This is a genomic window from Dehalococcoidales bacterium, from assembly GCA_035529395.1.
In the GTDB taxonomy this organism is placed as follows: domain Bacteria; phylum Chloroflexota; class Dehalococcoidia; order Dehalococcoidales; family Fen-1064; genus DUES01.
Map to the genome: position 1 here is coordinate 1 of DATKWT010000154.1, position 8,830 is coordinate 8,830.

General features: G+C 53.9%; 9 protein-coding genes. 5 read left to right on the plus strand and 4 right to left on the minus strand.

From position 1 onward, the window contains the following. A partial coding sequence (locus tag VMW13_09825) for an SdrD B-like domain-containing protein (GenBank protein HUV45113.1) occupies positions 1–956 on the plus strand: 956 nt, incomplete at its 5' end. An 816-nt stretch (positions 957–1,772) separates the two neighbouring features. Here VMW13_09825 and dnaN read toward each other — a convergent pair. From dnaN to VMW13_09845, 4 genes are all read right to left on the minus strand, one after another. Continuing rightward, the gene (gene dnaN / locus VMW13_09830; protein HUV45114.1) at positions 1,773–2,909 is read right to left on the minus strand and encodes a DNA polymerase III subunit beta; all 1,137 of its coding nucleotides are present in this window, start codon (positions 2,907–2,909) and stop codon (positions 1,773–1,775) included. A gap of 114 nt (positions 2,910–3,023) precedes the next feature. Next, entirely contained in the window at positions 3,024–3,626 is a 603-nt protein-coding gene (locus VMW13_09835; GenBank protein ID HUV45115.1) for an XTP/dITP diphosphatase, read from the minus strand. Between the two features lie 33 nt (positions 3,627–3,659). After that, positions 3,660–4,766, minus strand: coding sequence for a fructose-1,6-bisphosphate aldolase/phosphatase (gene fbp / locus VMW13_09840; GenBank protein HUV45116.1), 1,107 nt, complete (start codon positions 4,764–4,766; stop codon positions 3,660–3,662). A 26-nt stretch (positions 4,767–4,792) separates the two neighbouring features. Continuing rightward, positions 4,793–5,332 carry a cob(I)yrinic acid a,c-diamide adenosyltransferase gene (locus VMW13_09845; protein ID HUV45117.1) on the minus strand — a complete coding sequence of 180 codons (540 nt, stop codon included), beginning with the start codon at positions 5,330–5,332 and terminating at the stop codon, positions 4,793–4,795. 381 nt (positions 5,333–5,713) lie between these two features. Here VMW13_09845 and nuoE point away from each other — a divergent pair, with 381 nt between their 5' ends. From nuoE to VMW13_09865, 4 genes are all read left to right on the plus strand, one after another. Then, a complete protein-coding gene (nuoE, locus tag VMW13_09850) occupies positions 5,714–6,199 on the plus strand; it encodes an NADH-quinone oxidoreductase subunit NuoE (GenBank protein HUV45118.1) in 486 nt (161 codons plus the stop codon). Beyond that, positions 6,189–7,814, plus strand: a complete 1,626-nt coding sequence (locus tag VMW13_09855) for a NuoF family protein (protein ID HUV45119.1) — start codon at positions 6,189–6,191, stop codon at positions 7,812–7,814. Before nuoE ends, VMW13_09855 begins: the two co-directional genes overlap by 11 nt. A gap of 13 nt (positions 7,815–7,827) precedes the next feature. Next, positions 7,828–8,472, plus strand: a complete 645-nt coding sequence (locus tag VMW13_09860; protein HUV45120.1) for a 2Fe-2S iron-sulfur cluster-binding protein — start codon at positions 7,828–7,830, stop codon at positions 8,470–8,472. A gap of 164 nt (positions 8,473–8,636) precedes the next feature. After that, on the plus strand, positions 8,637–8,830 hold a 194-nt coding region (locus tag VMW13_09865; protein ID HUV45121.1), incomplete at its 3' end, for a hypothetical protein.

The following is an 8,830-nucleotide window of genomic DNA, read 5'->3' on the forward strand; positions in this document are numbered from 1 at the left end:
ATTTCGTACCACAGGACCAGGGTGCGGATGATGCCGTAGACAGTGATGCTGATGTGGCTACAGGAAAGACAGCAACATTCACCCTTGCCGCGGGCGAAGCCAATACCACCATTGACGCCGGCCTCAGTCCCGATGAAGGCGCCAGCATCAGTGATTTTGTCTGGGTGGATACCAATCAGAACGGTATACAGGATGCAAGCGAGCCCGGTCTAGCTGGTGTTACGGTAAACCTTTATGACGGCGCGGGTAATTTGCTGGCAACTGCCACCACCGACGCCAGCGGCTTTTACAGCTTCACGGATTTGTACCCGGGCGATTACTACGTTGAATTTGTAGCGCCGGCAGGCTATAACTTCACACCACAGAACCAGGGTGTAGATGATACCCTGGATAGTGATGCTGATGTGACGACAGGACAGACAGTAGTTTTCACAATCTCCAGTGGAGAATCCAACACTACTATTGACGCCGGTCTCTATCAACCCGGTAGCGTCAGTGACTTTGTCTGGGAGGATGCCAATCAGAATGGCATCCAGGATGCAGGTGAGGCTGGCCTGGCTGGTGTTACGGTAAATCTTTATGACAGCGCGGATAATCTGATAGCAACTACCACGACCGACGCCAGCGGCTTTTACAGCTTCACGGGTTTAGCTCCGGGCGATTACTACGTTGAATTTGTAGCACCAGCAGGCTATAGCTTAACACCACAGGACCAGGGTGTAGATGATACCACAGATAGTGATGCTAATGTGACTACTGGACAGACAGCAATTTTCACAATTACCAGTGGAGAATCCAATATCACTATTGATGCCGGTCTCTATCAGCCTACTCAACCCCCTGTAGTTCCTACCGTGACTTTCTGGGGCTTTATAACAGCGACCCTGCTGATGGCGATACTGATTCCTGTGTTCCTGAGCAGACGTAATAAGTTGAGTAAGACAATATTGGAATAACGTATGGCCATACAAGGAGTAGCAGTATAAAAGTGTTAGATGGAAATTGAAAGGTTCCTGACCTGCCACAACGGTGCTCTAATAATTTTAGTGATGATTTTCTCAATGTATCCGGCACCATTATTAGCGAGCAAGGGGATTGATTATACGTCTTTTCAAGGCTCCGTGACCTCCTTCCCGGATACTGGACAGCCGGAAATGTTAGTAATCCGGTAAAGTAAACGGGAATGTTTTCAGGAACAAGAAACACTACACGGATAATCATATAGCCTTTGAGTTCCATCAGGCAAGGATGGGTACGCCGGTCCGGGAAGAGATCCTGAAGAGTCGCCTTCTTGTGTCATCTTTACGGGTTTGCCAGAGTCCTTATACCATAGAGGTGTAATCCCTCATTCTGCCGAATGCTCTGTGACAGACACGTAGATAAGAGGCCCTCCGTCTATGCCATGCCCTCCATGTTCATCGAGGTTGACGTATCTGCAGACCTCAATGGCCCAGTTACCGATCTTGATCGACCTGTGACAACAGCACGTATGATTTCAACTTCAGCATACGCGCGGATATCACGAGACCGACGAGAGGCAACTAACCGGATTCCGTAACATGAAGCAACAGCATACGAGGCTTAACGAGGTTGAAATTAACTTGTCCGAATTTTACAATGGGTTCAGAAAAACCTGATCAATTGCACATTCGATGACAAGCGGCTGGCTTTGGAGATACTCAATATTAGAGTGACCATTACCTGTGATCAGGTGGAGATTACAGGCACAATCCCTATAGATATCACCACGACCTCGTCATCACACGGTTTACCTACCATTGAACGAACATAGGCATGACGACGTGGGTATAGTTGTCCACGCCAACGGGCCGGATTACGCCGGGGCTCGAGGGATTGGTTGTCTCCAGCACCACCTGCTTTTCGCGGAGAACAGTGAGTACGTCTATGATATACTTCCCGTTGAAGGCAATCTTCGCTTCTTCACCATCAACAGTAGCATCAATCTCACCGACATCGTCACCTAATTCCTCAGACCGGGCAGAAATGGTAATCTTGCCCGTGGTTAGCTCACCACTCCCCGGTGTCGCCACCAGTCGAACAATCCCGCTGCCATCGCGGGCGAATATCGAAGCGGTCTTCGTTGCCCGGAGGAACTCGGCAACATCCACGACTACTTTGGTATTGCTGCTCTGGGGTATTAGCTGGCTGTACTGTGGGAATGTTCCCTGGACAAGCTGGGAGACCAGCTCCGTGTTCTTCATGTGGAACAGTATCTGGCTCTTGTTGGGATTCACCGTTATGTCAATAACTTCTTCGTCATCACCCATCAGCCTGTTGACCTCGGCCAGGGTCCGCCCCGGGATAATAACCTCGGTCTTTTCACTAACGGGAGTAGCCAGGGGCAGCTTGTATACCGCCAGCCGGAAACCGTCGGCGGCGGCCAGTGTCAACACGTCACCCTCAAACATGGCATCAACGCCGGTGAGCACCGGACGCGATTCCTCCGTAGCCACCGCGAAGACAACCTGGGTTATACCCTGGCGAAGGTGGTCTACCTCCACCCTGGTATTGATTCCTTCACTGACTTTGGGTATCGGCGGGAAGTCCTTAGCATCAACCCCGCTGATTCGGGCTTCAAAGCGCGCGCAGGTCACCTCAAGGGTCTTTGAGCTTGTTGGAAGGTTCAGGTCTACCTTATCGCTGGGCAGCGAACCGACAAACTCGGTGAGCAGCCGGGCCGGTACCGTAATATCCCCTTCCTCTTCGACCTTGGCTCCAATCCAGTGGCTGATGGCCATTTCCAGATTGGTAGCAACCAGCTTCAAGCGAGACTCATCAGTAGCCAGAAGCACATTATTGGTTATCGGCAGGGTTGTCCTGGCAGCAACCGCTCTCCCGACAACACCAAGCCCACGGTTCAGATTCTCCTGAAGACATGATAGTTTCATGATTTACCCCCGAACTCATAATGCAACGTGTAATCAAGTAGTATATACCAATAGCGCCAGATACTCAATAGTCTGTTGCGCCCTTTCTCAGTGCCCGGACTCCGGCCCGCTGAATCAGTGACCCTCCGTCCATCCGGCCAGCACACGACAAGCTTCCCTGGCGGCTCGCCCCCGGTGGCTGATACGGTTCTTCGTTTCCAGGGGCAGTTCGGCCATCGTCATATCCAGTTCGGGAAGGTAGAAAACAGGGTCATAACCAAAGCCGCTCTCACCCTGCGGTTTGATCATTATCAATCCATCGCACTCCCCGGAGCACAACTCTATTCTACCATCAGGTGAAGCCAGGGCGATAACACAGCGGAAATGTGCCGTTCGCTCCGTCCAAGGCACATCTTTCATTCGTGACAGTAAGTAACTTACCCTGTCTCCGTCCGAAGCGTTTTCCCCGGCATAGCGCGCAGAGAGGGGGCCGGGTTCCCCATCCAGAGCATCGACCTCCAGTCCGGAATCATCCGCCAGTGCCAGCAGTCCGCTCTCGTTCGCCATGACGGTCGCCTTCAGTCTGGCATTCTCCTCCAGGGTGCTGCCCACCTCATCGACCACGGTGATAATTCCCTGTTCCGCCAGGGTAACTACCTGGAAAGGAAGCTCCCGGAGCAGATTTCTGTACTCATTTACCTTACCATTATTGTTCGTCGCCAGGAGCAGTTTAACCATGCCCTTGAACCCCAGCAACCGGGATAACCACTCTTACGAGTCCTTCGGGATGTCGATGAACCGACCGCCAATCTTCTCCATTACCTGCGGCATGGTGGTATACTCCATCTCATCCAGGGGCAAGCGGTGCGGCTCAAACGGACCGTGCTGCCGCATGTAGTCAGCGATATCACTGGCACGCTGTCGAGCATTGTCATAGGACTTATCGGCAAACATGTCACGCGGTCCAACGAGCTTGCCATCGCTTAGCTGAAAACCGGCAGCAACCACTCTGGGGGGGCCGTCAAACCGGGTCGGTGTGCTATCCGGGATGGAGACCGGCATCATGGGGCCATAGTGCGAGCCCCGCATCCAGCCCTCCACCAGGAGCGGGAATGCGAACGGCTCCAGGACCTCCCCTACCGCGGGGAACTCACCCTGGGAGCGGACAATACATACCGGGTCATCCTTACCCACGTATCGACCGGCAATATAGGCAAGGTGCTGTGTTGAAGAGGCGGATGCTATCTCGTTGGTCCGCCGGTTACGCACTGACTTCACCATGTAGCGTGATGTCGCCCCGATAAGGACCAGCAGGTCGTAAATCTCATCGGGCGCATTCAGTATTATCTTCTTACCTTCTTTGATGTCGTGTACCTCAAAGCTGAAACCGTCATGCATGTTGTCGGCAATCACCAGGCCGACAGTGTTGAAAGGGTCGGCGAATATCTTGTATAGCGGTAGATTCCATGCCCCGGACGATGTCTTATCCGCCATAAAGATGATGACCGTCTCCGCTCCTCGCTCTTCGAACTCCATCTCGGCGACACCCGGCCCCATACCCCGGACATTGCCAGAAAAAGCATCGGCCAGCAGGTCCTGCCCTGCGCCGTGCAGCTTCAGTGTTTTGGCTACTTCGGTGCAGTCAACAAAGGTGTCCCAGGCCAGTTTATGGATTATTTCGTTATCTTCTCCCTGCTGATGGGTCATGATAAGCTGTAGGTCATCCCCGCACTTGGTCACATGGTAGTCGACCAGCAGACCATCGCTCTTGGGCTTGACCAGGCATTCAGCAGCCCTGGACAGAAGGTCCGGATGAGATTCAGAGTGCCCCACGTAGCCACCGACGTCTGCCTTGATAACACTCAGAGTAATGCGCATCGATATTCTCCTTTCGTGGTGTCCGGCTAGTATTCGATTCCCTTGCGCGCTACGATTCCTTTTTCGTAGGGATGCTTGATATTGAGCATCTCGGTAACCAGGTCGGCCACCCTGACTATCTCTTTGTCAGCACCGCGGCCGGTGAGAATCAGCTCAACGTTTCCTGGTTTATCTTCAATCAACCGAAGCACTTCGTCCAGTTCAACCAGCTTCCAGGTTACGGCCACATTCACCTCGTCGAGTACCACCAGTTCGTAGTCGCCGCTGAGCATCGCCCCGCGTGCTGTCTTTAACGCCTGTGCCGCCTGCTCCCTGTCTTCTGGACCGGGATTGTCGGGGTCCACGAAAGCTCTTGTGCCGAACCTGGCAACGCTGACATTCTGCAGTCCGGAAAGCATTTCCCACTCACCGGAAGGGTGACCCGCTTTCATAAAGGCTACGATGAAGACCCTCAACCCGTTGCCCAGGGCACGCACCACCGTCCCAATTGCTGCCGATGTCTTCCCCCTACCCTCTCCCGTGAAGACCTGGACAAGACCCTTATCGAAGGATTCTGCTGAGGTCATATCGGACGGTAACGCCTTTCCTGCCACCGGGACCATTGTGGACAATATTATAAGTAGTATAAATAAGTGGTATGAGGTAACGGAAGTTTAGCAAGTTACGCCTGCTATGTCAAGATAATATGGTGCAGTTGAAAGACCTTGACAGTGCAGGCGTAAGAGTTCTATCATTGAATAGCCTGGAGGCACAAACGTAGCGAACATGTGCTCAAGTACTGGAATCAGAATATTACTGGCTGTGGCGTATTGGATACTCACCAGATTCTTATATCTGACCCCGATTGCCGTGTCTGCCAGTGGTATCCTGAAGGACATCCCCGACTGGACGAGTATCCGGCATTACCCTGATGAAACCTGGCAAGCGGCTAGATGAATGGAGGTCCCGTGGCTGAGCAATCGCCGGAAGAATTCGTTATTGATATTCTTTCTTCTCACGTTAACAGTCCGGGCCAGCTCCTGCCAATTCTACTGGACGTCCAGCATAAAGTCGGCTATCTGCCCGAGGGGGGAATACAGGCCATAGCGGAGTTCCTCGTTATCGACGTTGGTGAGATATACTCGGTGGCCTCTTTCTACTCCCAGTTCCGGTTAACACCCATCGGCAAATACCACGTCCAGGTCTGCCGGGGTACCGCCTGTCATATTCGCGGAGCACCACGGATTCTGGAGGAATTGGAAAACCAGACTGGCATTTCCGAAGGCGAGACATCGTCCGACATGAAATACACCCTGGAGACTGTGGCATGCATGGGGTGCTGTGCGCTGGCCCCGGCCATCAAGGTTAACAACAATGTGCACGGGGAACTGACCACCAGAAAAGCGGATGAGGTTATGCACAGCCTGCCCGAAGAGGAGACGGATGACAGCTAAGCAGCGGACCGTCAACGTCTGCCAGGGTACGGGCTGTATTTCGGCCGGAGCCGAACAGATACTCTCTCTGCTGAGGGCTGAGATAACCGAGCTCAATCTGAGCGATAGTGTCCTGGTAAGAGGTACCGGCTGCCACGGCCTTTGCCAGGCTGCTCCCCTCGTTGCTATCGAACCTGATGGCATCCTCTACGCAAAAGTCAGCCCTGACGACATCACCGATATCGCCCGGTCGCTACTGCCTGATGGGAAGCCCGTTGAGCGTCTCTTCTACTACGACACGGTCATCGCCCGACCCCTGGCCTTCTTCAGGGACATTCCCTTCTATTACAAGCAGCAGCGCTTTGTTCTGCGTAACCTGGGCAATATCGACCCTGACAGCATCGATGATTTCGTGAGTGCCGGCGGCTACGGAGCGGCACGAAAAGCCATCACCGGGATGACACCCGAAGACATTATCGAGGAGGTTAAGTCCTCCGGGCTCCGCGGCCTTGGTGGCGCCGGATTCCCCGCGGGAAGGAAGTGGGAGACCTGCCGGGTGGAAATGGCGGAGCAGAAATACGTCATCTGCAACGCCGATGAGGGTGACCCCGGTGCTTTCCAGGACTGCGCCGTCATGGAAGGTGACCCCCACTCGATACTGGAAGGAATGATTATTGCCGGTTATGCCGTCGGTTCCGATACCGGTTATATATTCGTGCGTGCCGAGTACCCCCGCGCAGTAGCACGACTCAGGACGGCTATCAGTCAGGCCCGGGAAAGAGGTTACCTGGGCAAGGACGTGATGGGTACCGGTTTCGATTTCGATATACACATATTCCAGGGTGCCGGGGCGTTCGTCTGCGGCGAATCCACCGCGCTGGTACGTTCCATTGAAGGTGGGCGAGGTATACCGAAGGCGTTTCCTCGCCCGCGTACAACCGAGATAGGACTCTGGGACAAGCCAACCCTGCTCAACAACGTCAAGACATTCGCCAGCATACCGGTGGTCATCAATAACGGTGGTGACTCGTTCGCCAGCCGGGGTACAGAGACCTGCAAGGGGACGGCCATCTTTTCGCTGGCAGGCAATGTGGTCAATACCGGCCTTGTCGAGGTACCCATGGGCACCAGACTCCGCGAGATAATCTACGATATCGGCGGTGGTATTCTCGGCGGTCGGGCATTTAAGGCCGTCCAGACCGGGGGGCCTTCCGGCGGCTGCATGCCTGCGGAGCTATTGAACCTGCCGGTGGACTTCGATTCCCTGACAGAGGCCGGCTCAATGATGGGTTCCGGGGGCATGATTGTCATGGACCAGGACACCTGCATGGTGGATGTCGCCCGCTATTTCCTGGACTTCACCCGGCGAGAGTCATGCGGTCAGTGCGTACCATGCCGGGTCGGTACCAAGCAGATGTATGATATCCTTGACGGTATCTGTCGTAAAGAGGGCCGGCCGGGCGATATCGAGTTACTGGTCGAGCTGGGCGAGTCGATAGCAGAGACATCTCTCTGTGCCCTGGGGAAGAGTGCGCCCAATCCGGTACTGACTACCATCCGCTACTTCCGCGACGAATACGAGGCGCATATCATCGAGGGACACTGCCCTGCCGGGGTGTGTTCAGCCTACCAGTAACAGTACGAGAGCAATGAAGAAGATAACGCTGACAATCGATGGTGTGGCCGTAAAGGCTGATGAAGGGACGTCCGTTTTGCAGGCAGCGCTGGATAATGACATCTACATTCCCCATCTGTGCTTCCATCCCGAGCTTCCCGGACAGGGGGCCTGCCGACTCTGCATGGTGGAAACAGGCAACGGCCGGATGGTCACCGCGTGCCGGACGCCGGTAGAGCCGGGGATGACGGTCACGACGAAGAGTCCGCAGATAGACCGGGCAATCCGTCCGATAGCCGAACTGCTGATTGCCAACCACCACGCCACCTGCCGGGGCTGTCCCAGCAGCAGGAAATGCGAGTTGCAGAAGCTGATGTCCCACCTGCGCATCGACCGCAAGCGTATCCTGCGCCTCTGGCCGCCGAAAGAAGAGCTGCCCCTGGACACGTCCCCACCTTGCTTCGACTATGACCCCAACAAGTGCATACTCTGTGGAATCTGCGTGGAGACGTGTATGCAACTCCACGGACGCAGCTCCCTGCGCTTCATGAACCGAGGCAGTGACACCGTTATCGCTTTCTTTGGTGATGAGGACCGATGCACTTCCTGCATGGAGTGCACCAGACGGTGCCCTGTGGGCGTGCTGATGCCGAAGCAGGCCGAGAGCCAGCAGGGCTGAGAACCCCGAGCCTGACGTACGCCTGATTGTCTTATTTCCCCTGATTGTTTTTATGGGTTGGCAAGATATTGATTGATTGCCCATTTTCCTATACAAGGGTATATCGTGGTTATATAATAGTATTGCCTTCTTATCACCAGGATTATTTAAGGAGTAAAGATATCATGTCTGATACACAATGTCCTGTATGTTCAAGTGCATTAGCAGAACCCCCCTCAGCCCGCCAGAATACGGATGCTTCTCTATATAAATGTCCTCAATGTGGAAATTTTATTTTCAGTGGTTATACTAAACTTGAACCAGGTTTCAACGATTCAAAACATCTTATTAGCGCATGGATACGTCGTCAAAATGAACT

Bases quoted from the DNA above. Each gene is read 5' to 3' on its own strand.
- dnaN (HUV45114.1), bottom strand. From the start codon at position 2,909: ATGAAACTATCATGTCTTCAGGAGAATCTGAACCGTGGGCTTGGTGTT.
- VMW13_09835 (HUV45115.1), bottom strand. From the start codon at position 3,626: ATGGTTAAACTGCTCCTGGCGACGAACAATAATGGTAAGGTAAATGAG.
- fbp (HUV45116.1), bottom strand. From the start codon at position 4,766: ATGCGCATTACTCTGAGTGTTATCAAGGCAGACGTCGGTGGCTACGTG.
- VMW13_09845 (HUV45117.1), bottom strand. From the start codon at position 5,332: ATGACCTCAGCAGAATCCTTCGATAAGGGTCTTGTCCAGGTCTTCACG.
- VMW13_09855 (HUV45119.1), top strand. From the start codon at position 6,189: ATGACAGCTAAGCAGCGGACCGTCAACGTCTGCCAGGGTACGGGCTGT.
- VMW13_09860 (HUV45120.1), top strand. From the start codon at position 7,828: ATGAAGAAGATAACGCTGACAATCGATGGTGTGGCCGTAAAGGCTGAT.